The 24,464-nt window shown below is 62.8% G+C and carries 19 protein-coding genes and 1 tRNA gene; 12 read left to right on the top strand and 8 right to left on the bottom strand.

Annotation, left to right across the window (positions count from 1 at the left end):
• Window positions 1–20 precede the first annotated feature (20 nt).
• Window positions 21–1,316 carry a DUF1501 domain-containing protein gene (locus GA615_RS15755; protein WP_152052270.1) on the top strand — a complete coding sequence of 432 codons (1,296 nt, stop codon included), beginning with the start codon at window positions 21–23 and terminating at the stop codon, window positions 1,314–1,316.
• Window positions 1,317–1,443: 127 nt separating this feature from the next.
• Here the strand turns inward: GA615_RS15755 and GA615_RS28585 are convergent, their stop codons facing one another.
• The 3 genes from GA615_RS28585 to GA615_RS15740 form a co-directional block, all read right to left on the bottom strand.
• A complete protein-coding gene (locus GA615_RS28585; RefSeq protein ID WP_152052269.1) occupies window positions 1,444–2,016 on the bottom strand; it encodes a DUF1294 domain-containing protein in 573 nt (190 codons plus the stop codon).
• Complete coding sequence (locus tag GA615_RS15745; protein WP_152052268.1) at window positions 2,013–2,570, bottom strand: hypothetical protein; 558 nt, start codon at window positions 2,568–2,570, stop codon at window positions 2,013–2,015. Before GA615_RS15745 ends, GA615_RS28585 begins: the two co-directional genes overlap by 4 nt.
• An 80-nt stretch (window positions 2,571–2,650) precedes the next feature.
• Window positions 2,651–4,597 carry an oligosaccharide flippase family protein gene (locus GA615_RS15740; RefSeq protein ID WP_161602367.1) on the bottom strand — a complete coding sequence of 649 codons (1,947 nt, stop codon included), beginning with the start codon at window positions 4,595–4,597 and terminating at the stop codon, window positions 2,651–2,653.
• Between the two features lie 276 nt (window positions 4,598–4,873).
• On the opposite strand from GA615_RS15740, the gene GA615_RS15735 reads away from it, so the two are divergent.
• Complete coding sequence (locus tag GA615_RS15735; protein ID WP_152052266.1) at window positions 4,874–5,770, top strand: retropepsin-like aspartic protease; 897 nt, start codon at window positions 4,874–4,876, stop codon at window positions 5,768–5,770.
• 4 nt (window positions 5,771–5,774) lie between these two features.
• A complete protein-coding gene (locus tag GA615_RS15730) occupies window positions 5,775–6,635 on the top strand; it encodes a PDZ domain-containing protein (RefSeq protein ID WP_152052265.1) in 861 nt (286 codons plus the stop codon).
• 86 nt (window positions 6,636–6,721) lie between these two features.
• Here the strand turns inward: GA615_RS15730 and GA615_RS15725 are convergent, their stop codons facing one another.
• Window positions 6,722–7,933, bottom strand: coding sequence for a 2,3-bisphosphoglycerate-independent phosphoglycerate mutase (locus GA615_RS15725; protein WP_152052264.1), 1,212 nt, complete (start codon window positions 7,931–7,933; stop codon window positions 6,722–6,724).
• Window positions 7,934–8,169: 236 nt separating this feature from the next.
• On the opposite strand from GA615_RS15725, the gene GA615_RS15720 reads away from it, so the two are divergent.
• The 9 genes from GA615_RS15720 to GA615_RS15680 all read left to right on the top strand — a co-directional run bounded on the left by GA615_RS15720 (window position 8,170) and on the right by GA615_RS15680 (window position 19,884).
• A tRNA-Leu gene (locus GA615_RS15720) sits at window positions 8,170–8,252 on the top strand.
• 69 nt (window positions 8,253–8,321) lie between these two features.
• Entirely contained in the window at window positions 8,322–8,870 is a 549-nt protein-coding gene (gene fae, locus GA615_RS15715) for a formaldehyde-activating enzyme (RefSeq protein WP_152052263.1), read from the top strand.
• 330 nt (window positions 8,871–9,200) lie between these two features.
• Window positions 9,201–12,449, top strand: coding sequence for a family 16 glycoside hydrolase (locus GA615_RS15710; protein ID WP_152052262.1), 3,249 nt, complete (start codon window positions 9,201–9,203; stop codon window positions 12,447–12,449).
• Window positions 12,450–12,835: 386 nt separating this feature from the next.
• Window positions 12,836–13,018 carry a hypothetical protein gene (locus tag GA615_RS15705; protein WP_152052261.1) on the top strand — a complete coding sequence of 61 codons (183 nt, stop codon included), beginning with the start codon at window positions 12,836–12,838 and terminating at the stop codon, window positions 13,016–13,018.
• 388 nt (window positions 13,019–13,406) lie between these two features.
• The gene (glyA, locus tag GA615_RS15700) at window positions 13,407–14,666 is read left to right on the top strand and encodes a serine hydroxymethyltransferase (protein ID WP_152052260.1); all 1,260 of its coding nucleotides are present in this window, start codon (window positions 13,407–13,409) and stop codon (window positions 14,664–14,666) included.
• 300 nt (window positions 14,667–14,966) lie between these two features.
• Window positions 14,967–15,698 (top strand): phosphoadenylyl-sulfate reductase, encoded by a 732-nt coding sequence (locus tag GA615_RS15695; RefSeq protein ID WP_152052259.1) that lies wholly within the window; start codon window positions 14,967–14,969, stop codon window positions 15,696–15,698.
• Window positions 15,699–15,783: 85 nt separating this feature from the next.
• Window positions 15,784–16,194 carry an RrF2 family transcriptional regulator gene (locus tag GA615_RS15690; RefSeq protein WP_152052258.1) on the top strand — a complete coding sequence of 137 codons (411 nt, stop codon included), beginning with the start codon at window positions 15,784–15,786 and terminating at the stop codon, window positions 16,192–16,194.
• A gap of 119 nt (window positions 16,195–16,313) precedes the next feature.
• Window positions 16,314–18,065, top strand: coding sequence for a bifunctional sulfate adenylyltransferase/adenylylsulfate kinase (locus GA615_RS15685; RefSeq protein ID WP_152052257.1), 1,752 nt, complete (start codon window positions 16,314–16,316; stop codon window positions 18,063–18,065).
• A gap of 151 nt (window positions 18,066–18,216) precedes the next feature.
• A complete protein-coding gene (locus tag GA615_RS15680; protein ID WP_152052256.1) occupies window positions 18,217–19,884 on the top strand; it encodes a hypothetical protein in 1,668 nt (555 codons plus the stop codon).
• A gap of 3 nt (window positions 19,885–19,887) precedes the next feature.
• Here the strand turns inward: GA615_RS15680 and GA615_RS15675 are convergent, their stop codons facing one another.
• From GA615_RS15675 to ald, 4 genes are all read right to left on the bottom strand, one after another.
• Window positions 19,888–21,747 carry a glycerophosphodiester phosphodiesterase family protein gene (locus GA615_RS15675; protein WP_152052255.1) on the bottom strand — a complete coding sequence of 620 codons (1,860 nt, stop codon included), beginning with the start codon at window positions 21,745–21,747 and terminating at the stop codon, window positions 19,888–19,890.
• Between the two features lie 121 nt (window positions 21,748–21,868).
• Entirely contained in the window at window positions 21,869–22,960 is a 1,092-nt protein-coding gene (mtnA, locus tag GA615_RS15670; RefSeq protein ID WP_152052254.1) for an S-methyl-5-thioribose-1-phosphate isomerase, read from the bottom strand.
• Complete coding sequence (locus GA615_RS15665) at window positions 22,957–23,247, bottom strand: hypothetical protein (protein WP_152052253.1); 291 nt, start codon at window positions 23,245–23,247, stop codon at window positions 22,957–22,959. The genes mtnA and GA615_RS15665 overlap by 4 nt, the downstream gene beginning before the upstream one ends.
• A 47-nt stretch (window positions 23,248–23,294) precedes the next feature.
• Entirely contained in the window at window positions 23,295–24,407 is a 1,113-nt protein-coding gene (gene ald, locus GA615_RS15660) for an alanine dehydrogenase (RefSeq protein ID WP_152052252.1), read from the bottom strand.
• Between the last annotated feature and the right edge of the window lie 57 nt (window positions 24,408–24,464).

Genomic DNA, 24,464 nt, shown 5'->3' with positions numbered 1-24,464 from the left:
CTCGCTGGAGGAGGCGATTTATGGCCACGAGCCGGACGTGCGACGGGGTCCGTCGCCGCGATTTTCTCAAGATCGGTGTCCTGGGTGGAACCGGGCTGACCCTCTCCTCGTACCTGCGGCTGGCCGAGGCGGGCGCGGTGCGATCAGGGCGGGCGACCGCGGCCATTCACATCAATCTCGGGGGCGGTCCCTCGCATCTCGATACGTTCGACCCCAAGCCCGAGGCTCCCGATGGGATTCGAGGGGAATTCGCAACCATTCCCACCTCCATCTCCGGTGTTTCGATCAGTGAACATTTACCCAAGCTGGCGCAATGTGCCGATCATTACACGATCATCCGCGGGGTTAGTCACTCCGTCGCCGCGCATGACCTGGGGACGAAGTACCTGAACACCGGGAATCGGCCGCTCCCGTCCCTGGTCTTCCCTGGCTATGGAGCGGTGGTCAGCAAGGAACTGTCCTCACCCCGAGACATTCCGCCCTTCGTGGCTATCCCAAACACCCCGCAGGTTTCCGGGTACCTCGGCGTCGAATACGCCCCGTTCAGCACCCAGACGGCCCCCCGAGCCGGTCAGCCGTTCAACGTGCGGGGTATCTCGCTCGGCGGAGGCTTGACGGTCGAAGAAGTGGGCCGACGCCGAAACTTACTCCAGCAGATCGACCAGACCTTTGCTGGGTTCGAGTCGAGTGACCTGATCAACGGCCTCGATGCCTTTTCGCAGCGGGCCTGTGACATCATCAGCTCGTCTCGATCACGAGAGGCGTTCGACATCAGTCGAGAGTCCCGATCCGTCACCCGGTTGTTCGGTCGTGATTCCTTTTCGCAAAGCTGCCTGCTCGCCTCGCGTCTCGTTGAGTCAGGCGTCCGGTTCGTCGCTGTCTCGCACGGCGGCTGGGACACCCACCAGGACAATTTCAATCGCCTGAAGACGCGAAACCTTCCCGAACTCGACGCCGGGCTTTCCGGGCTGTTCCTGGCCCTGGCGCAAAAGGGGTTGTTGGAATCAACCCTGGTCATGGTCTCCGGAGAGTTCGGCCGGACACCGAAAGTCAACGCGAGAGGGGGCCGCGATCACTTCCCCCGCGCCATGTTCGTGGTCATGGGAGGTGGCGGGATCGCTGGCGGCCGCGTTGTCGGGGCCAGCGACGACACCGGTTCCGGACCTGCCTCCGGCTCCGGTTTCGCCCCCGACGACGTCGCGGCGACCCTCTACTCTTGCCTTGGGATCGATCCCAAGGCCGAATACCACACCCCCACCGGCCGCCCCGTCGCCATCGTCCGAGACGGAACCCCGATCACCGAGGCGTTTGCCTGAGTCGATCTTTTTCCGCTGGCCTCATGGTTTGCGGACCTACAACGGAGAACGCCCCCACGATCGAAGCGGATCGATCGTGGGGGCCTGATCGTCTCATGGCGACCTGTCAGTCAGGTCGCCTGGAAGCTCACGCAGGGGGCCGGGGGAATCCCAGTAACTGCACCAGTCCCCCAATCACCTGGAGGGCTGTGATTGCACTCATCATGAGGATGAATCCCGATTTCCGGCGTTTGTGGCCAAGCCAACTGATCCCGATCCAGGCTCCCACCGAACCACCGATCGCCGCCAGGCCGAGTAAGACCACCTCGGGTACACGTCGGCGATTTCGCACGGCTCGGTGTTTATCCCAGGCCCAGACCGCCAACGTCGCGGCATTGAGAAGGACGATCCAGGCGACGATCCAGGGCATCCCCGCCATGCCTAGCCCGATCATCCCCACGACGAGGAACCCGCCCAACCCCAGCGCGAACGACTGTGCGGGGGTCAACCCAACCGTTCCCGGAATGACTCGGACCGCCCGAGGGCCTCGGTCCCCCTGCTCAATCGAGAACCAAACCCGTTGCCCGGGACGAAGCCGGCGGTTTCCCGGGACCGCCGAGACATGCACAAATACGTCCTCTCTCAGATCCGGGGTCCGGATGAATCCAAATCCACGATCGTCGTCAAACGAGACGACGACTCCCTGGGCCTGTTGATTCATCCTCGCGTCTCCTCCCGAATCCCCGAATCCCCGGGGCGTTCGTCCGGCGCTCGGATCAGTTCGGGACGTTCCGTCTCGGATCGGAACCGTTTCACGAGTGCCATGTCGTCCCAGATCCGGGCAAGGATCTCAGGGGCCAACTCCGGAGATCGATGAGCCTCGACCACGCGTCGTTCCAGGTCCGATCGCAGCGCCTGAAGCCGTGATCGATCCATCCGGCCGGTGCCGACCACCTCCTCCAGCATGGTCTCAGTGTCGGCAACGGCTTGCAGCCAGTCGTTCCGGTCGATCCCTGGCGGTTCCAGGGCGGCCAGTTCGGTAACAATCGGAAGCACCTGGTTCTTGCCAAACGCGATGCGTTCCTCGACCCCCGATCGCCAGAACCAGAAGAGCACGTAGAGCGCTCCCCAGACCATCAGCAGTCCGACCACCGCGGCTCCGACGAACCACCTTCCCGACACTCCTCGACCTCGGATCGCCGTTGATCCGTCTCCTCGATCGTCGACTCGGATTCGAGGGCCTTCCCGTCGGACTCCGGGCGATCGCTGAGACATGACCATGCCGCTCCAGGGGCCGAGGATGAAGGGGCCGGAACACCCTCATTGTAGACTGTTCGACCCGATTCCGGCGACGATCAGGCCGGTGCCTCCGGTTTTCGGAATCGCCTGAGCACCCGTTGCAAGTCGGAGCGGCCAGCGGGAATGAGGGCATACCCTGCCACGAAGCTCGCACACCCGACCCCAAGGTGGGTCACGAAGGGCACCATACGCATCACGGGATCGTCCCCGCTCGGCGCCGCCGTGAAGGCCGCCCGTTCGAGCAGGATGCTGGTGGAGACCATTAACGACGCCCCCACGGCCGGCGCCAGCAGGGTCCGGCGCAAATAGGCGGCCGGTCGGACCTCGAGCACCTTGAACGTGTAGATGATCGGCACCAGAAAGTTCGAGAACAAGGTGGTCAGCACCGTCCCCCAGATTACCCCCGCGACTCCGAGCTGGCGCGTCAGCACATAACTGAGCGGCAAGTTGACCGCCGCCCCTGCGATCGCCGCCACGGCCACCACGGCCAGTTTCCCTAGTCCCGTACAAACCTGCACATGGACCGCGATCAGCAAGGGAATGGCGGCGACCAGGAAGAGCCGCATCAACCGCGTCATTTGCGGGATCTTCCCCGGAAGAGTGTGACCGACGATTGATGTGGCAGCATCGATGACCTTGGTCTTGACGCTCGGGGAGACTGGCGACTGATCCGACAAGCCAGCGAGGAGCGATTTCAGCTCATCAAGCTTTGACGCATCATGGTCGGGCAATTGAGTCTCGTCGGTGTCCACGGTGATCTGACCATGAGTGTCAAAAATCCGGAAGTGAAGGACACCTTGCACGTCGGCCACGATGACCAGATCCACGCCCTTGGTCGGGATGTCGCCCACGTCGTTCACAGAGGACATCAATCCTAGGCCATACTCCCCCGGAAACTTGGGGCCGACCCAGAGTTCCAGGAACGGCCCGGCATAGAGGAACGCCAGCAATCCGACGGCGAGGACGAAGGCCGAATGCAACCGGGCCCCGTCGTAGGTCACCCGGTCGAGCCCCTCGCGGTCTCCCGCCGCTGCCAGGCTCGCCACGGCCGGCATGACGAAGTAGGCCAGCGTCCAGCCCATCTGCCTCAGTTGCAAGAAGGGGCTGCTCACCGCCGTGTACACCGCGACCGCCGGCGATCCCAGGACGAAGCCGAGGATCGTGGTGTCAACCTTGTCCGCCAGCACGACACTGAGCTGAATCAAGAACATGTAGGCGCTCAGTTGCGCCAGTCCTCGGAAGTCTCTCAATCCCACCCGGACGAACCGGGGCCGATAGTCAACTTCGCGACGAATGACCCAGAGCGCCGGGCCGAAGCTCAACGCCATCGAGAGAACCGTCTGCGCGATAACGATCGTCAGCAAGCCCGCGCCGAGCGCGATCCCGCCGACGAGGACCCCGAACCGCGCCGCGACGATCAGAAATTCGAACCGCGGCAAGACCTCGTAACGTCGAGCCGCCTGGAGGATGCTCGACAGCACCACGCCGATCCCAAAGCTCGGCGAGGTCAGGATCTGGATCCAGAGCAACTTGATGATCAGATCATAGTCGCTCCCGGAGAACTCCTTCGAGAATGGCATCACCCCGTAGGCGATCCCCATCAAGACGAGCGACTGAATCAGGGCGATGACCGCGTAGAAGAGGGAGCCGCAGGTGATAGCTCGATCAACCCCGGCTTTGTCTCCTCGGGTCCAGCGGTCGGACACCTCTCGCTGGAGCGCCGAGCTCATCCCGAATTCGAGCAGCAGCTGGAAGAACCCGAGCCCCCAGGCGAATCGGTAGGCACCGAACGGCTCCTGCCCGAACGCCCCGATCATCAGGGGGACGCTCCAGAAGGCCGTGACCGCCGACAACGGGGTCCGCAGTGCGAGCCAGAAGGTCCCGCTAAGCAGCGTTCCCAGGATCGGCGGCAAGGGTCGAGGAGCGGTCGCATCCTCGGTGCCGGAGGGAGGCGGGGGAGACGGCGGTGGCGGGGTCACCGGCTTCAACGTAGTCGAGCTCACGGGAATCCGTCCCCGCCGATCGAGACATCCTGGTTCATTCTCGAAAACGCCGGAACTGGCGTGTAGTTCAATCATCTTAGCCGTGATCGAACCAGGAGGATAGGCCAGTTGTTTCGGAGCCCCCACGTTGGGAACCTACGGCTGGCCTTCCACCTCATCCCTGGCGATCCTCGCTCTGGACCTGTTCGACCGAAGCCGTTCGCTCTATGATAAATGGGTTGACCCAACCCTTGAGGCCGCACCGAGAAACCTTCCTTTCCGCGAGATGAAACGGCGATGTCGCTTCCCAGGTCTTTCTTGCTCGTGCCACTCCTGGCGAGTGTCGGCCTTTCCTCGGCGTTTTCGGTTGCCGAGGCAAGGCAGGACCCCCAGATCGGCCAGACGTTTCGCATCCCCTATCGCTTGACCGAGACGAACCACTTCATCGTCCGGACCCGGATCAACGGCAAGGGGCCATTCAATCTCGTGGTCGATACCGGGGCCCCGGCCCTCTTTCTCTCGGAAGAAGCCGCCAAGGCCTCGGGCCTGGTGCTGAACGACCGCCGCTACTTCAATCGGATCGACCGGCTGGAATTTGAAGGGGGCGCCGAACTTGAGGACGTTCAGGCCCGGGTCGAAGACATCTTCCAACTGGTTGGGATGAACGCGCTCGGGCTTCCCGGCGTCAAGATCGACGGCATGCTCGGTTTCAATGTCCTGGCCCGTTACAAGATCGAAATCGACCCGACCGACGATCGCATGACCTGGACCCGGCTCGACTTCAACCCCCGAGACCTCCCCGACCCCGGCCGCCGCGGCAACAACGCTCCGGCCGAGGTTCAGGCCATGGGATTGCTGGGTGGCGTGGCCAAGCTCGCGGCCGTCTTCGTCGGCAAGCAGCCGGAGGACCAACTCATTCCTCGGGGGTTTCTCGGACTCGAATTGAGTGAGACCGACGGCGTCCTGCTCGTCACCGGAGTCCTGCCCGGTTCCGCCGCCGAGGAAGCCGGGGTCGCCCCCGGTGATCGCCTGGTTCGGGTTCTCGGCCGCTCGGTTCAATCACTCGACGAGGCCCGATCAGCCATTTCTCGCATCGAACCCGGCGATCGCGTCGAGGTTCAACTCGTCCCTGCCGAAGGCGAGGCCGAGGCCGACGCCCGGAAGCTCACCCTCACCGCCGGAAAGGGGCTTTGACATCATGAGTTACGCATCACGACCTCAGCCAATGGCAATGGTCACCGCCGCCTTACTCCTGTTCGGCATGGGGGCAAAGTGCCTCGAACCCACCCCCCAGGCGGTGGCGGAGCCCGAGGCGAAGGTTGACGTTCCCTTCGAGATGCTCCCCTCGAATCACATGCTCGTCGCCGTCTCGCTCAATGGCGAAGGACCGTTCAACCTGATCTTCGATGTCGGCTCTCCCGTCACCCTGATTGGCAATGATGCGGCGAAGGACGCCAGGATTGTCGACGGCAATGCGCCCTTCGCCTTCCTCTTTGCGGCTCGGGGAGAAGCCGAGGTCGATTCGATGCAGGTCGGCGACCTGACCACCGAAGACGTACCGGTGATCGTCATGGATCACCCGGTCGTCTCGGCGCTCGGTCGCATCCTCGGCAAGCCGATCGACGGCCTGGTCGGGCACTCCTTCTTCGCCCGGTACAAGACGACGATCGACTACCAGGCCAAGGTCATGAGCTTCGAGCCGGTCGATCATGAGATCCGGGACTTCATCGGTGATCTGCCCGATCGCATGATGGGTCCCAAGGTCGCCCGCCGGATCATCCTCGAACCGGCGGCCCTGTTCGGGATGACCCTGGAGAATTCCTCGGATGAGTTCCCCGACGGCGTGATGATCGCCTCGGTCGTTCCCGACTCTCCCGCCGCTCGTGCCGGACTGCAACCGGGCGACGTGATGACCACGCTCGACGGCCGCTGGACCATCAACGTGGCCGACGCCTACGCCGCCGCCTCGAAGGTCGAGCCCGGCCAGGAAGTCGAGGTGATCGTCCGTCGAGAGGGCGAAGACATGACCCTCTCCATCACCCCGAAGGCCGGTTTCTGAGTGCCGTTGGCGAACCAATCCCGATCACGACCACGTTCCGAGGCGAGCCCTTTGTGCTCGCCTCGGAACGTTTCGTTTCGGGGGCCTCAGGCGCCGAACTTCTGAAGCCGGTTTGCGTGCGCCATCGCCAGCGGCATGATGTGCTTGGCGAGAATCTGGCCGAGGCCGCCTCTCATGCATGGCCGCTCGCCGAACTGTTTCACCTCGTCGGGACGCACGGTCGCCGGTGCCCAGATCAGGAGCGGGACCGGATGGAAGCTGTGCGACTTCATCCGGCTCGGGGTTGAGTGGTCGCCGGTCACCACCACGACATCCGGCTTCAACTCCATCAGGGCCGGCAATTCCTTGTCCAGCGCCTCGATCACCTTGACCTTCTCAACGAAGTTGCCGTCCTCGCCCGTGCTGTCGGTGTACTTGTAGTGGATGAAGAAGAAGTCGAAGTTTCCCCACTCCGCCTTGGCCACGGCGAACTGATCCGTCAGTGTCTTGCCCGGCTCGACCACGGTCATTCCCACCAGCTTCGCCAGGCCGCGATACATCGGATAGACCGCGATCGCCGCCGACTTCAGGCCGTAGACCTTCTCCATCGTGGCGATGTTCGGAAACTTGGCGAACCCTCGCATCATCAGGAAGTTGGCCGGCTGTTCATCCTTGAGAATCTCCTTCGCCTGACGGAGGAACTCGGCGGCGATTTTTGCGGTCTTCTCAGAACCGGGATCGGTCGCCTTTGGCTCCAATGTGTGCAGGCCGGTCTGGAGCGGGTCGGTATCGAGAACCATGTCCCCGAGCCCTTCCCCTCGGAATCGAACGACTAGCCGATATTCCCGAACTGGCTTGACCAGGATTTCAACCCCGTCGATCTTCACCCCTTCGGCCAGCTTCGCCACCAGTTTCTCGCCGATTTCCGTCGGAATCCGGCCCGCGCGGCGGTCGGTCACGCGCCCTTCGGCGTCGATCGTGCAGAAGTTCCCCCGGATCGCCACATCCTGCGGGCCCACTTCCACCCCGATTCCGAGCGCTTCCAGCACCCCTCGACCGATCTGATACTCGAGTGGATCGAACCCAAAGAGCCCCAGGTGTCCCGGTCCCGAGCCCGGCGCAATCCCGTGAGCCACCGGAATGCTCAAGCCAACCGTCCCCTCGCTGGCCAGTCGATCCAGGTTCGGCGTATTCGCCTCCTCCAGCTCCGTCGGCCCGCCCGGCTCAATGGGCAATCCTCCCAGACCGTCGGCAATCAGCATGACGATCTTGGTCTTATTGTCGTCTCGGAGTTGCTTGATGAGTTCCTGCTGATTCATCGCGTGCGGGCTCTTTATTTTTTGCGCTCGGCGCTTGGGTGGGTCAGAGGATCGTTCAATCGCACCAGAGAGTCGGCATTGTCACCTTCATCGCCCTGCAAGGTCAACTCGACTCCCCCGCCTTCATTTTCGGGAATCCCTCGGAATCTCCCTCTACCGATTCCTTGGTTGGTGTGTTAGTATTCTCTTGGAAACTGAAGCCGGGGCGACCGCCCGACGTGCTTCTCATCATCCTTGCCGAAGTGGCGGAATGGCAGACGCGCCGGACTCAAAATCCGGTGGGGTAAAACCCGTGTGGGTTCGAGTCCCACCTTCGGTACTTTTTTTCGATTCGTGAAGCCCGGCGAACTTCGCCGGGCTTTTTTTGTGATGTTCGGAGCCTGATCCCATGAGCGACCGCATCATCTTGCGAACTGGCGAGGCCCTAGTTGAAGGGGATGAGGACCATCTGGCCGCTGAGCCCGAGGTGGTGATCGGCGAGCTGGATGGCCCCGTCGGCCACGCTTTGGCAAACCTGATCGGCGACCAGGTGAAGGGGCACACCAAGGTCTTTGCCATCCTGAACAGCGATGTCCAGGTCCGACCCGTGACGGTGATGGTCAGCAAGGTCACGGTCAACAACGCTCGGTACACCAACATCCTGATGGGAACGGTTCAGGCGGCTGTCGCCAATGGCGTGCTCGATGCCGTTCGCGCCGGTGACCTGCCGAAAGACAAGGTCAACGATCTCGGCATCATTTACTCCGTCTGGCTCGATCCGAGCGTCGTCGAGGTGGAATCGCTCGATCACGAAGCGCTCTTCCGCATCCACCGTGAGGCAACGGCCAAGGTCATCCGTAAGGCCATGCGGCACGAGCCCTCCATCGACTGGTTGCTTGAGAATCAAGCCAATGTTGAGCATTATTACCACCGCCTCGGGCTCGACGGTGAGCTGTAATCGATCGGCCTGACTTGGAGTTGCATCGACCGCCTGGAGGGGCGACTCGCCAACGATCTCCCCGGTTCCGTCGCCAACTCTGTCTGTCCGCAAGGCACTCATGCCTTGTGCGAAGGCGATTCGTGCGAGACGATGGGACCAAGGAGCATCGCGGCCGGGCAATGCCGCGATCGGCCCGTGACGCCCGTCGTTTTCGTTCGAGTCTCCGGATCGGACCTGCTTCGACCCCCGCGCCGACCTCGCCCGCGAGCGCTCCGGAGTCGAGCGTTTCCCTCCGGCGATCGTCCGGGCCAAGTCTCCGTACCCACCGCTCTGCGCGAGGATCGTGCGATGTCCCGACCGTTTTCCCGACCGACCGCCCTGCTCGGCGCGTCGGCCGCCGTCGTTCTGACGCTCCTCCTCGGAGGAGCAGGCGTAATACCCCAGGACGAGGGCGGGTTTGAATCCCTGTTCAATGGCAAAGACCTCTCCGGCTGGGAGGGAAACCCGGACCTCTGGTCCGTCGAGGACGGGCTCTTGACGGGCCGAACCTCCGCCGAATCACCGCTCAAATCCAATCAATTCTTGATTCATCGCGGCGAACCTGTCCGGGATTTCGAGCTGCGAGCCACCTTCCGCCTGATGGGCGACAATAACTCCGGTATCCAGTATCGGAGCCGTCGGTTTCCCGACGCCGGAGACTTCGTCGTCGGTGGCTACCAGGCCGACATCCATCCCTCCCCCGCCTACAACGGCATGCTCTACGACGAGCGCGGTCGTGGCATCGTGGCGCAGAGCGGCCAGCGCGTCGTCGTCACCGCCGACGGGGAAAAGAAGGTCGAGGGGCAGACCGAATCAGAACGTCCCGAACTCGACCTGAGCGACTGGAACGAACTGACCATCATCGCCCGAGGCAACAAACTTGTCCACAAGCTCAACGGGAAGACCGTCGCCGAAATCACCGACAATCAGGAGGCAGAACGTGAGTTGGAGGGGATCCTCGCCCTTCAGGTACACGCCGGTCCTCCCATGACCGTCCAGTTCAAAGACATTCAGCTCCGTCGATTCGAGAACACGGAAACCGCCGCCGCTCCCGCGCGGAAAAAGGCCCGCCGCAAGGTCCAGACGCCCCCTCCCGGCCAACAGGCGACCGACGCCGATCTGCTCAAGGTCGCCGATGGCTTCAAGGTCGAGCTGCTTCACTCCGTCCCGGCCGAGACGCAGGGCTCGTGGGTCTCGATGGCCGTCGATCCTGAGGGGCGCCTCATCGTCTCCGACCAGTACGGCAAACTCTTTCGCGTCACCGTTCCCCCGATCGACGAAGCGGGCGACGTCGTCGTCGAGCCGATCGACGTGAACATCGGTGAAGCTCAAGGCTTGCTTTGGGCCTTCGATAGCCTCTATGTCATGGTGAACCGAGGGGGCCAGTACGAGAGCGGCTTCTATCGGGTCCAGGACACCAACGGCGACGGCGATCTCGACACGGTCAAGCAGCTTCGCCCACTCCAGGGAGGCGGTGAGCACGGCCCCCACGCCATCATCCCCAGCCCCGAGGGTGACGCCCTCTTCGTCGTCTGCGGCAACGGCACCCAGTTGACCGACTTTCAAGCGACCCGCGTTCCCCCCATCTGGGGAGAAGATCATCTCCTGCCCCGGATGCCTGACGGTAACGGCTTCATGGCCAACGTCCTCGGCCCTGGAGGAGCGATCTACAAGGTCGATCCCGAGGGCGAAACCTGGGAGCTGATCTCCGTCGGCTACCGCAACCCCTACGACATCGCCTTTAACCGCCAGGGAGAATTGTTCACCTACGACGCCGACATGGAGTGGGATATCAACACCCCCTGGTATCGCCCCACCCGCGTCAATCATGCCGTCAGCGGTTCCGATTACGGCTGGCGCAACGGCACCGGCAAGTGGCCGTCCTACTACCTCGATAGCCTGCCTGCCGCGGTTGACATCGGCCCCGGCTCTCCCACCGGCATTGCCTTCGGCTACGGCGCGAAGTTCCCCCAGAAGTATCAAAACGCCCTCTACATCTGTGACTGGAGCTACGGCAAGCTCTACGCCGTGCACCTCGAACCCGACGGTTCCTCCTACACCGGCACCGCCGAGGAATTCATCACCGGCACCCCCTTGGCCCTCACCGACCTGGTCATTAATCCCAGGGACGGCGCGATGTACTTCGCCGTCGGCGGCCGTCGGACCACCTCCGGCCTTTACCGGGTGACCTACGACGGGGACGAATCGACCGCTCCCGCCGCGGTTGCCGACGATTCCGGCACCGAACTCCGCGCCTTGCGTCGGCAGCTCGAAGGTTTCCTCGGCCAGCAAGATCCGGCCGCCATCGACCTCGCCTGGGAAAACCTCGGCCACGAGGATCGTTTCGTTCGCTTTGCCGCCCGGGCGGCGCTCGAATTCCAGAATGCCGGCGCCTGGTCCGAGCGTGCCCTGGCCGAAGAAAACCCCCGAGCCGCGACGAATGCCCTGCTCGCCCTCGTCCGGGTCTCCGCTCCTGATCCCTTCCACCGGCGCCCGACCGATCCTCCGGTCGATATGCTCTTGAAGCAGCGGATTCAGAACGCCCTCGACCGTGTGGCCCAGTCCTGGGACGAACTCAGCTACACCGAGAAGCTCGATCTGCTCCGCGTCTACTCGGTCTTCTTCAACCGCATGGGACCGCCCGACGACCGGACCCGAGCCGAGCTCATCGCCCGCTTCGATGCCGTCTACCCCAGTTCCGGCGTCGAGCTGAATACCGACCTTGGCCGATTGCTCGTCTATCTCCAGTCACCGACCGCTGCGGCCAAGACCGTTGCCTTGCTCGAAGCGGCTCCGACGCAGGAAGAACAGATCGACTACGCCATGATGCTCCGCAAGCTCCAGCCCGGCTGGACTCCCGAGCTTCGCGAGCGCTACTTCCGCTGGTTCCTCAAGGCCGCGAACTACCGAGGCGGTTCGAGCTTCGCCAACTTCGTCCGCAACATCAAAAACGAGGCGGTCGAGGCCCTCACCGAGGACGAGCGGGTCGCGCTCCAGCCCATCATCGAGGCCCAGCCCGAACCGGCCGAGATTGCGGCCGTCCAGCGCCCGTTCGTTAAGGAATGGACGCTTGAGGAACTGACCGGCCTGATCGAGGACGGTCTCGGCGGAGGACGCGACTATGACCGTGGTCGTCGCCTCTTTGCCGAAACCTCTTGCTTCTCCTGCCACCGATACGCCGGGGAAGGGGGGGCCGTCGGCCCCGACCTGACCGGCATCGCCGGCCGCTTCAGCCCCCGCGACCTGCTTGAGTCGATCCTCGTCCCAAGCAAGGAGGTCAGCGACCAGTACTCCGCCGTCATGATCGCCACCGACGACGGCCGGGTTGTCACCGGCCGGATCGTCAACCTCAACGCCGACAACCTGATGATCATGACCAACATGCTCGAACCCAACGCCCTCGAAGGCGTTGCCCGCTCCCGGATCGAGGAGATGCAGCCCTCGCCCGTCTCCATGATGCCCGAGGGCTTGCTCAACACCCTTGAGGAGGATGAGATCCTCGACCTCCTCGCCTACCTCCTCTCCCGAGGCGACCGCGAGGCCGAGATGTTCGACTGACCGACCGGGACTTTCCAGCACCCTCTCCTCCTCTCGCGGGGAGGGGGGGCTCGGGAAGCACTCAAGCCCTGGATGGCGAGCCGTACCCACGGAGGCCGACTGCCAACTCTTGGCGGTCGGCCTCCGAGCGTTTCTCCGCAAGCCAGCCTGCACAATCTTCCTTCCGAAAGTGACTGCCGACGCTTCAATTCCCGATGATATCTTCGGCGGCAGTTCGCCTCCTTGTCCCTTGTCCTCCCGCCCATAACCGGTGACTTGCACCTGCTGAGCGTGCCTCACGCCAGGTTCACCCCGGGTGACTCCTCGTGGTCATCGATCGCCCAGCCGTTACTGCCTGGTTCGACCTTGAAGATTCCCTTTGATTTCCCGAAACGAACTGATGATCCGTGACCGAACCCCAGAATTCTCAAACGATTACGATTGGCAAACCCGGTTCGTACCAGGCGCACCTAACGGCGCACCGCAAGCGCACCGGCTGGCGCACCGAGATTGCCTCGAACTTCGGTTCTCCGGCGCACCACGCCGCGCACCTTGGGCGCACCGCAACCGTCTCCGACCCCTGGCTCTGAAGTGTCGAACTCGACTCCCGGGAGAAATCATCCCGGCAAAGTCCGAAACGTTTTCCCAAATCGGGCCAGGACGGAAGCGGAACGAACTGCGTCGCGCCATTCCCGAAACGAAAGGGGTTATGGCTATCGTAACATAAGATTCGATCAGCAATTACGACCAATGTTTCGTCTCGTCGAGAAGCGCACCGTTCCGCGCACCATCAGCGCACCGAACCGAGCCGGTCTCCTGAGGGACCGACCGTTTTCGAATGCTGATACGCACACGACCGTCCCGATCCACCCTCAAATTGAGGGTGCCGAGTCGGCCTCGGGTCGGGATAATACGATCTCTCTTGACCGCCCTTTGATTTCGACTTCCTCTCCGATCCGATTTGGCTGGAGCACACGGATGACCTTTCTTTCCGACCGCGACCCCGAGGTCTTTGACGCCATTGTTGCCGAGGAGCGCCGCCAGCGCGACGAGCTGGAGCTGATTGCCTCGGAAAATTACACCAGCCGAGCCGTGATGGAAGCCGTCGGGTCGGTCCTGACCAACAAATACGCCGAAGGTTTGCCCGGTCGCCGCTACTACGGCGGTTGCGAGCACGTCGACACGACCGAACGCCTCGCGATCGCACGTGCCAAGCAACTGTTCGGGGCCGATCACGCCAATGTCCAGCCCCACTCCGGGGCCTCGGCCAACCTGGCCGTCTACTACGCTGCCCTCGAAATCGGCGACACCGTGCTGGCGATGGACCTGGCCCACGGCGGCCACCTGACCCACGGCATGCCCCTGAACTACTCCGGACGCTGGTACAAGACCATCGGCTACGGCGTTGATCGTGACACCGAACGGCTCGATTATGACGCCATCGCCCGGCTCGCCCGCGAACACCGGCCGAAGCTCATCCTGGCCGGGGCCAGCGCCTATTCCCGGATCATCGACTTCGATCGGATCGCCGAGGTCGCCCGAGAGGTCGGGGCCCTGCTGATGGTCGACATGGCCCACATCGCCGGCCTGGTCGCCTCGGGATTGCACCCGAACCCCGTCCCGGTGGCCGACTTCGTCACCTCGACCACGCACAAGACCCTCCGGGGGCCCCGAGGCGGCATCACCATGTGCCGCGCTGACTGGGCCAAGAAGATCGACATGGCCGTTTTCCCTGGCCTTCAGGGTGGCCCCCTCGAACACGTCATCGCCGGCAAGGCCGTCTGCTTCGGCGAGGCTCTGGCCGACGACTTCAAGACCTACTCCGCCCAGGTGATTACCAACGCCCGAGCCCTCGGTGAGGAGCTCGCCCGCGGAGGCTTCCGGCTCATCTCGGGAGGGACCGACAACCACCTGATCCTCATCGACGTCTCGACCAAGGGCCTGACCGGCAAGATCGCCGAGGCCGCCCTCGGCCGCGCTGGGATCACCGTGAACAAGAACCTCATCCCGTTCGACCCCCGCAAGCCGCTCGACCCCAGCGGCATCCGCATCGGCACCCCCGCCCTGACCACCCGAGGGATGAAGGAAGACGCCATTCGTCAGGTCGGCTCCTGGATCGTTGCCGTGCTCGATGCCCCGGACGACGACACGCTCACCACCCGAATCCGTGGCGAGATCGCCGAATTTACCCGCGATTACCCCGTGCCGAGCGACGCTCCCGCCCCGGCCGCCGTCTGAGTCGGAAACCGGCCGCCGGATGGAAAATCCAAACCACACCATCCGGCGGTACTGTCTCTTGAATCTTTCGCAAGTCACTCATGTTTGACGCTTGCCCCGGCTCGACGAGCCGGAACGCTCTTTCTCAACCAAAGAACACTTGAGTTCACTCGGACGTGTTCTGATCAGGGTCGAATCCAGCCCCGACCCAGAGATTTCCTTTCCAATCGACGGGAATCGGGCCGGAAAGTTGACCATCATGCGAATCATGGCTAAGATTGCGAACATTCGAAGTCAATCGCATCGGATCGAGGTCGAGCCATGACGGTCGAAGCCCCCCCGAATCTCAAGGTGGACCTGGCGGACGCGAGTCAACGACTGCAATCCGCCTCGGCCTGGGAGATCCTCCGCTGGTCGGTCGAGACGTTCGGCTCCAAGCTGACGATGGCCACGGCGTTCGGTCCCGAGGGATGCGCGATCCTTCACATGCTGTCCCATGTCGACCCCGATCGACAGGTCCGTGTCTTCAACCTCGACACCGGCTACCAGTTTCCCGAGACGCTTCGCCTCCGCGATCGCATCGCCGAACGCTACGGAATCGAGGTGGAACTGGTCCGGGCCGACTCGACCGTTGCCGAGTTCGAGGCCGCCAACGGCGGGCCGGTTTATGCGAAGGAACCCGACCGCTGCTGCTTCGAACGGAAGATCGTTCCGCTGCGTCGCGCTGTGGTCGGCTACGACGCCTGGATTTCCTCCATCCGCGCCGATCAATCGGTCCACCGAGCCAAGGCGAACATCGTGGGCTGGGACGCAAAGTTCGACCTCGTGAAGGTCAACCCCTTGCTCCAGTGGTCGCGTCGCGATGTCTGGGCCTTTGTCGTGGCCAATGCGATCCCGTACAACCCCTTGCACGACCAGGGCTACCCATCGATTGGCTGCTGGCCCTGCACTCGCCCGGTCTCCGAAGGTGAGACCGACGAACGAGCCGGCCGCTGGGCCGGTCAGGCGAAGACCGAATGCGGCCTTCATTCGCTCGACAGCAGCCAGCTGTAATCGGTGGGGCTTTCGATCGATCCCTGGTCACACTTCCCGAATCTCTCGTACGAGTGTCGATGCCCTTGGAATCTGCCTTCCGCTGATGAAACTCTCCGCGAAAGCCGAATATGCCTGTTTGGCGATGCTTGCCCTCGCCCGCCATCGGCCCGACGAGCCCCCCATGCGCATCCGGGAAATCGCGGAGAGCCAGGGAATTCCCGAACGCTACCTCGTCCAGATTTTGCTCCATCTCAAGGGAGCCGGTCTGGTTTCCAGTGTCCGGGGCGCTTCGGGAGGCTACCGCCTGACAAAGTCCCCCGACCGGATCTCGATTGGTGAAGTTCTGCTGGCAATTGACGGCCCCGAAGAACCGCACCGAGAGCCCCAGGCCCCCGAAGCTCGGGCCCTCGCCTCCGTCTGGGACGAGATCCGGCGCGCTGAGCAGGCTGTGCTCGATCGGATCAGTCTGGCCGACGTCGCCGAGCGAACGGCCCCGCGAGACTGGGTCATTTGATGCCTGGCCGCGACATTCTCGGATCGCCTGCCATCGCATCCGATGACCTGGCTTTGTTACGATTCGGAAGTGTTCTGTATTGGTTCGACTCCGATTGAGGAGTCTTTCAGAAGGAGACCCTGACGATTTCTGCCTCGACTTCCCATCCTGGTCCCAACACCCCCTATGGCGGATCGCTGGTTGACCTGATCGTCGATGACGCCCGCGCCGCCGAAATGCGGGCAACCTCTCAAGAGTACCCGAGCCTGACGCTCGACGAACGTGGTCTCTGTGACCTGGAATTGCTGGCCACCGGCGGCTTCTCGCCGCTTCGAGGCTTCATGGGTAAGGCCGACTACGAGCGAGTAGTCGCCGAGATGCGCCTGGCCGACGGCACCCTCTGGCCCTTGCCGGTCACCCTGCCCGTCGATCCCTCCCAGGGAGTGACCGAAGGCAAGCCGCTGGCCCTCCGAGACGTCTACGGCAACCTGCTCGCCTTCCTCCATGTCGAGGAAATCTACGCATACGACAAGGAGGCCGAGGCCAAAGGGGCCTACGGCACGACCGACGCCAAGCACCCCTCCGTCGCCTATCTGAACCGCCAGCCGGGCCACTACGCCGCCGGCAAGCTCGAAGTCATCCGTGTCCCACCACACTACGACTTCGTCGAACTCCGCAAGACCCCGGCCGAGGTCCGAGCCCACTTCACCGAGAAGGGCTGGGAGAAGGTCGTTGCCTTCCAGACCCGAAACCCCTTGCACCGGGCCCACGAAGAACTGACCAAGCTCGCGGCCAAGCAGGTCGGCGGCGGCCTGCTCATCCACCCGGTCGTCGGTGTCACCAAGCCTGGAGACGTGGACCACTTCACCCGTGTCCGCTGCTATCGGGCCCTGGTGGACGACTACTACGACGAGAACTCGGTCGTCCTCAGCCTCTTGCCGCTGGCGATGCGGATGGCCGGACCTCGCGAGGCCCTCTTCCACGCGATCATCCGCCGCAACTTCGGCTGCACCCATCTCATCGTCGGTCGAGACCACGCCGGCCCCGGCAACGATTCCTCGGGCAAGCCCTTCTACGGGCCGTACGACGCCCAGGAATTCATGCAGAAGTATGGCGATGAAATTGGCATGGGCATGGTCGATTTCAAGTTGATGGTCTACCTGCCCGACGAGGACCGGTACTGCCCCATCGACGAGGTCCCCGAAGGGGTCAAGACCGCCAACATCTCCGGTACCCAGGTCCGCGACGACTATCTCGCCAAGGGCGTGCCCCTGCCCGAGTGGTTCAGCCGCCCTGAGGTTGCCGAGATCCTTCGCGAGACCAACCCGCCGAAGTTCAACCAAGGGTTGACGATCTGGTTCACCGGCCTTTCCGGATCGGGCAAGAGCACCATCGCTCACGCCTTGACCGAACGCCTGGCCGAGTACGGTCGCAACGCCTCGATGCTCGACGGCGACGAGATCCGGACCCACCTGTCGAAGGGGCTCGGCTTCAGCAAGGAAGATCGAGATACGAACATCCGTCGCGTGGGCTACGTCGCTGGCCTGGTCGCCCAGCACGGCGGCACGATCCTCTGCTCGGTGATCAGCCCCTATCGCGAAACTCGCGACGAAGCCCGCAAGATGTCGAAGGGGAACTTCGTTGAGATCTTCTGCGACACCCCGCTCGATGTCTGCGAGCAGCGCGACGTGAAGGGCCTCTACGCCAAGGCCCGCAACGCCGTCGCCTCCGGCAAGCCGATGGGCTTCACCGGCGTGGACGACCCGTACGAGGCCCCGTTGAATCCCGAGGTCACGCTCGATACGAGCAAGCTCTCGGTCGAGCAGTGTGCCGACCAGATCATTGAGGCCTTGCTGAAGCTCGGGTACATCCAGCCTCACGGCCACCGTTGATTCGAAGCCTGAACCTCGCCGGGTCATCGACAAACCGATCCGGCTCGGGTAAAGTTCTCCGCATGCTCCGAAGGGCCTGAGGATTCTCTCGCCCTTTGGATCTCCGCAACGAGGAAGGGACGCCGCTTCAGAGGACCACGGAGGGTCCGCCATGTCTCATTCGACATCGTCTCCTCCCTTAACCCGGACGACTTCGGGTTCGCTGAACGCTCGCGAGACTGGGACGTGTCTCGGCAACGATGGGTCCCGGGACGATCCTAGCCGGCTCGACCTGTGGGCCGATTGGTGTTTCCAGCGCGTGCTCCCCTTGGCAACGGCAATACTCTGCCTGTTCATGCTCGCGAGCTGGGTGCCGCATTACCTCTCCTGGCCCTGGTGGCCCGATCTGGATACCAACGCGACCATGGCCCTGGCCTGGTCTGAGGGAATCCGACCCTACCGCGACTTCTCGGCCTTCGCATTCCCCGGACAAATCCTGCTGTTCCGTGGGCTGATTGCCGTGTTCGGTCCGGGAAAGACCTGGCCGATCTATGCCCTCGATGCTGCAATGGTTGCCGGGCTGGGGCTGTTGCTCATCCGTTGGTCGCGTCGTCATTTTGAGGGTGTCTGGCCGGGGCTCGTCGGGTTCGCGGCCTTGCTTGGCTATGTCACGAACCTGAACTTCTCACTGGCGGCCCAACGCGACTGGCAGGCCACGTGGTTCATTGCCGTGGCCTTGCTCTCGTCGACGACGTGGCCGGGCCGATGGGGGCGGGTGGCTTCGGCCCTGGCAACCGCCGCTGCTCTGTCCTTTCGACCCCACGTCATCGTCTTCGCACCGGCGCTGCTCTGGGCTGTTGTGGAATCGGACCGAGAGAACGCCCGGTCATCGATCGTCCGATGGATCGCGCTGGTGACGGGCGGAGTGGTCCTGGCCTTCTCGCCGCTCATCATTCAAGGAGTGTTTGATGATTTCCTGCGAGGGGTTCGGCTTGCCTCGTATGGAAGTCGGTATAACCGGGCGACACCGTTCGGGATCATCGCGGGAGTCGTTCGTCAGGCAACCGAGCTTCGATGGCTGGCCCTGCCAGTGATCCTCGGATTGCTTGCGAACTCGAGCGGACACGCAATCCATCGTGAAGCTCGGATCTGGCTGCTGGCCGCGATCGGCGTCCTGTGGTACAAGCCGCTGCACCCGTTTCCGCATGATTATCTTGACCATCCTCGATGGGTCGTATGGTCGGTGATGCTGGGCCTGATCGCGGCAAGTCTCTTGAAGCGAACCGATCTTTCAGGTCAGCTTCGACTGGCACTGGGCTTGGTTGTGTTGGCGGCCGCGGTCCCTGCCAAGCCGGCATTTTGTGACACGAGGGCTGCCCTGGCGGCAATCGTCGATCGCAACACTCAACACTCCTCGACTCCGCCCGGGTATGTCCATCATATGACGGCGTACCAGGCCAACCTTTATCCCTGGCGTGACTATCAAGCCGCAATCGGCCATCTCCGAAATGAGTTGGGAGCCTCAACCACGGTCGCGAACTTGCTGAGCTATCAGCTTTCGGCTGTCGGGGTTGCAGGACGCTTGCCGGTGTTCCGAAATGAATCGGGATTCCTGTGGAAAAGCCAGGTCGGATGGGATGATCAGGTGTTTCTTGATCAACTTGAGGCCGCGGTCGATTCCGTGGTGATCTGGTCACCCGATCTGGAAGGGCCCGAGCCGGACCTTCTCTCTCCGGCGATGGCCGAGGCGGTTCGCCTGTGGTACGAACCGGATCAGTCTTTCGGGAACATCGAGATCTGGAAACGAAAGCCGTCGAGAGAGACCGCCCAAGGCGAGTAAGGCTTATCGGTCGTTCAGGATTCGTTGATACCACAGGAGCAGACGCTCCAGGTCGTTCAGCTCTTCAAGCTCCGCGCGTCGAGCAACCAGCAACGCCGGGTCCGAGGTGATTACGTCGGCAACTCCTCGTTGAACAAGTGTGACGAATTGGTCTGGATCGCTGACCGACCAAACATGGACCGGTCGGCCTCGTCGGCGTGCTCGGGCGATGAAGTCGTCGGTCGCAAGGGCATCGCGGACACTGAGGAAGTCGAGATCGAGTCGGGTCGGGTCGCCCACGGCCTCGAACACGATGAAGCCGACGCGCATTTCGGGTGCCTGGCGGCGGACCTCAGCGAGTGCAGGATACGAGAGGGTTGAGATGACACAACGTGAGTGAGCCTGCTTCCGCTCAAGGGCTTCAAGGACTCCGCGGACCAGAGGAGCTGGATCTGATTGGGTCCGTGTCAGCTTCAACTCGATGTTGAGTCCGAGACGGTCGCCAGCCTTATCGAGGGCTTCGTCGAGGGTTGGAATGCGTTCTCCCTTGAATTCGGGGGCGAACCAGGAACCGACATCGAAGGCCCGGACCTCTTCAAAGGTCAGGTCGGAGAGGCGTCGAGGATCGTTGGCCAGTCGCATCAGGTCTTCGTCATGAAAAACAACGACCTGGCCGTCGGAGGTCAGTTGGACGTCGATCTCGGCCGCGTCGGCACCAGAGGCGAGGGCGGCTCGGATGGCAGCCAGGGTGTTTTCGGGAGCGTCGTGGGCCGCTCCGCGGTGCGCGGTGATGGTGACGGTTGGTGAAACGCCGACGGTTGCGAGGAGTCCCAGCGCTGCCAGAGAAGACATCACGACCAGGAGCATGACCCCGACGAACACCTTGCGAAGGAGACGACGCCTCGAAAGGGCGCGGAGTGTTTTCAGCTCTGAGGCCCTGAGGGTGTGTCGATCCGGCTCGATGAGACCGTGTTCATGTGCGATTCGAAAGATCACCAGGCCAACCAGGATTGAGCCCGAGATTTCAACGGCCTCGAACAGGAGGAAGTGAATCCCGAGCAATCCTCCCAGAGCAGGGATGGTGATGTCCAAGCGTTCTGGAATCAGGCTTAGCACCCGGTCACTGATGCTTGCGAACAGTCCGGCCGCGAGAGCCCCGAGCAGCGCCACTGCGAGCGTTGCGGCGATCAGGAGCCCCAGGTTCCTCATCGACTGACCAGAGACGCGCTGCTTGCTGGTGCGTAACGCATCTGCCGCGGAACTACCTTCGACAAGCATCAATGGGAGTGAGACCAGCCATTGGAGGAACATTCGCACCACGAAGAATGTTCCCACGGCAATCGTAAGACCGGCCACCATCACACCGATCCAGAATGGGCGAGGACGGGCCTTGGTGAGAAAGTAGAGGTCGGCGTCTGACCAAAGCAACCAGTAGGCCAGCCCAACCAACGTGAGGACCGGGAGGACGACCAGTGCGTACCGGGCGATCTGCTGGACACCGAGTTGAATCATTCCCGGAATGTTGAGCAGCACCCGCCAGAAGGCTCCGAACGCCGAGAGGTGGCGACCTCTGAGCCTGGCATCAGCGATGAGGATGGCCCCGGCATGCTGGAGGAACAAATTGAAGACCGTGACAATTCCCGTCACAAGGACCACGGTCAGGCCAAGCGGGGAGAAAGCGAAGGTGATCAACTCGACATTTCCGACCGCATAGCGTCCCGTCATGCCAATCAGCGATCGCAAGAGCCAGGCACTTGCAGGGGCGATGAGGATGAAACCTGCGATCCGATAAAGAACCTCATATCCGACAAGAGGGGCGAACGAACGGCTGAAGTCCCCCAACACTTGCTTCAGAATTGAGGGGAGCGAAGTCTGTGGCTTCATTGAAGCATCCCACGGCCCTGTGCGGAGGAATTCACGGGGAGCAGAACGTCGCCTGGAGTCAAAGCCCTTGTGGGCTCAGGGATTGTGGCACCGTTGCCTTCGCTGCGGTGAGAACCAATCCTCAGGAGCCGATGAGGTCTCGAATCGCTTCACGAGTGGCCGGGCGAATCACACCCCGTTCGGTGATCAAGGCAGTGATCAACGTCGCCGGCGTCACATCGAAGGCAGGGTTATAAACCTCGATGCCTTCGGGGGCCGTTGCGTAACCGAACCCGTGGGTAATCTCTCGCGGGTCGCGTTGCTCGATCGGAATGGAAGCACCGTCGGGCAGGCTCAGGTCGAAGGTGCTCGACGGCGCCGCGACGTAGAACGGGATGTCGTGGGCTCGGGCTGCCAGTGCCACGGAGTAGGTGCCGATCTTGTTGGCGGTATCGCCATTGGCGGCGATTCGATCGGCGCCGACGACGACAGCCTGGACTCGTCCTTCCTTCATGACCTGAGCGGCCATGTTGTCGCAGATCAAGGTGACGGGAATTCCACGGCGCTGGAGTTCCCAGGCGGTCAGACGAGCCCCTTGAAGCAGTGGCCGGGTTTCATCAGCAAAGACATGAACCGACTTGCCCTGTTCGGCGGCGGAAAAGATCACGGCCAGGGCGGTTCCATAGTCGGCCGTGGCCAGGCCGCCGGCGTTGCAGTGGGTAAGCACCCCCTGGCCCGGTTTCAGAAGCTCGGCACCGAAGCGGCCGATGGATCGGCACATGGCTCGATCTTCATCCTGGATCGCTCGGGCTTCCGTGAGCAATCGCTCCAGTAGAGCACTGGGATCGGAGAGACGAGAGGCTTCGGCCTCAACGGTGCGGTCCATGCGGTCGAGTGCCCAGAACAGATTCACTGCCGTGGGGCGGCTGGTCCGCAAGTGGGCGGTGGCGTCATGGAGGGCAGAGCGGACCGACTCGATGGATTCGGTCCCCTGGCTGCGAGCGCCCAAGAGGGCACCAAAGGCCGCGGCGATGCCAATGGCAGGAGCGCCGCGGACCCGAAGCATCTTGATCGCTTCCCAGACCTGATCGACCGTCTGACAGTCGATTCGGGTGAACATCCCGGGCAGGAGGGTCTGGTCAATCAGACGAACGCACCCGTTCTGGGCCGAACCGACCCAGCCGACGGTTTCGATCGTCGGGCTGAGGTCGTTATCGCTGGAATCGACGGTCATTCGTCGTCTTCCTCGTCGTCTTCCTCGATCTCTTCGGGGTCGATCCAGGAGTAGAATTCGGAGTAGAGTTTCCAGATGGTCCGCATTGCCTTTTCCGACTCGTCGCCCTTCAGGGGGCCATGCTCACCGGCGTAGCCGGCCACCCGAGCGGCGATTTCGAGGAGTTCGAGGTTCTGCTGACGCATCGAGAGGAAAATCTGCGTTCGGGCATCGGCCCCGAGTTCGCTGAGAAGTTCGGTGGCGTCGATTTCTTCGTGTTCGGCGTCGTGTTCGTGACCGTTGTCCATGGTAGGGCTCCGGAAAGGATCTCGGGGAGAGAGAGGAGGGAATCGGGTCAGGCAGTCTGGGCCCAGGGGGTGAACGGAAGGCCGAAGGTTTCCGCCACGGCGCGGTTGGTGACCTGGCCCGCGACGATGTTGATCCCCTGGGCAATGCCGGGGGTTTGCTCGGCAACGGTTCGCCAACCCTGGGTTGCGAGCTTCAAGGCATAGGGCAGAGTGACGTTGCAAAGGGCGTAGGTGCTCGTCCGGCCAACGGCGCCAGGCATGTTGGTCACGCAGTAGTGGACCACGTCATCGACGACGTAGGTCGGGTGGCGGTGGGTGGTGGGTCGGCTTGTTTCGAAGCAGCCACCCTGGTCGATCGCGACATCGACGACGACCGCGCCGGGTTTCATGCGTCCGAGATCGGCCCTGGTGACCAGTCGGGGGGCCCGGGCTCCGGCAATGAGGATGGCGCCGATGACCAGATCGGCCCGCTCGATCGATTCTCGGATGGTGTGGCGGTCGGAGTAGAGGGTGGTGACGTTGGGGGGCATGATATCGTCGAGATACCGAAGCCGGTCGAGGTTGATGTCGAGGATACGGACATTCGCCCCAAGGCCTGCGGCAACCTTCGCGGCGTTGGAGCCGACGATGCCTCCACCGAGAACCGCGACTTCCGCCGGAGCGACGCCGGGCACTCCGGCGAGAAGAATCCCTCGGCCTTCCTGCGGGCGTTCGAGGAACTTGGCCCCTTGCTGGATGCTCATGCGGCCGGCCACCTCGCTCATGGGGGTGAGCAAGGGGAGATGTCCTCGGGCATCGGCGATGGTTTCGTAAGCGATGGCCGTGATGCCGCTGTCAATGACGGCGCGAGTCAGAGCCTCGTCGGCCGCGAAGTGGAAGTAGGTGAAAACGACCTGACCGGATCGCATCTTCGGCCATTCGGCGGGTTGAGGCTCCTTGACCTTTATGACGAGGTCAGAACGAGACCAGATCTCGTGAGCGTCGGAGACGATGGTCGCGCCAACGGATTCATAGAAGGAGTCGAGTAACCCACTGCCCAGCCCGGCCCCGGCCTCGATCAGGACCGAGTGACCGGCGGCCGTGAGTTCCTCGGCTCCGACGGGCAACAGACCAACGCGGTATTCGTCTTCCTTGATCTCTCGGGGCACCCCGATGATCATGGTGCGGCTCCGATGGGGACGCGGGCGAAGAATTGATCCCCTATTCGACCAGAGCGC

The organism is Tautonia marina (assembly GCF_009177065.1).
Classification (GTDB): domain Bacteria; phylum Planctomycetota; class Planctomycetia; order Isosphaerales; family Isosphaeraceae; genus Tautonia; species Tautonia marina.
This window is presented reverse-complemented; position numbering and strand designations above follow the sequence as displayed.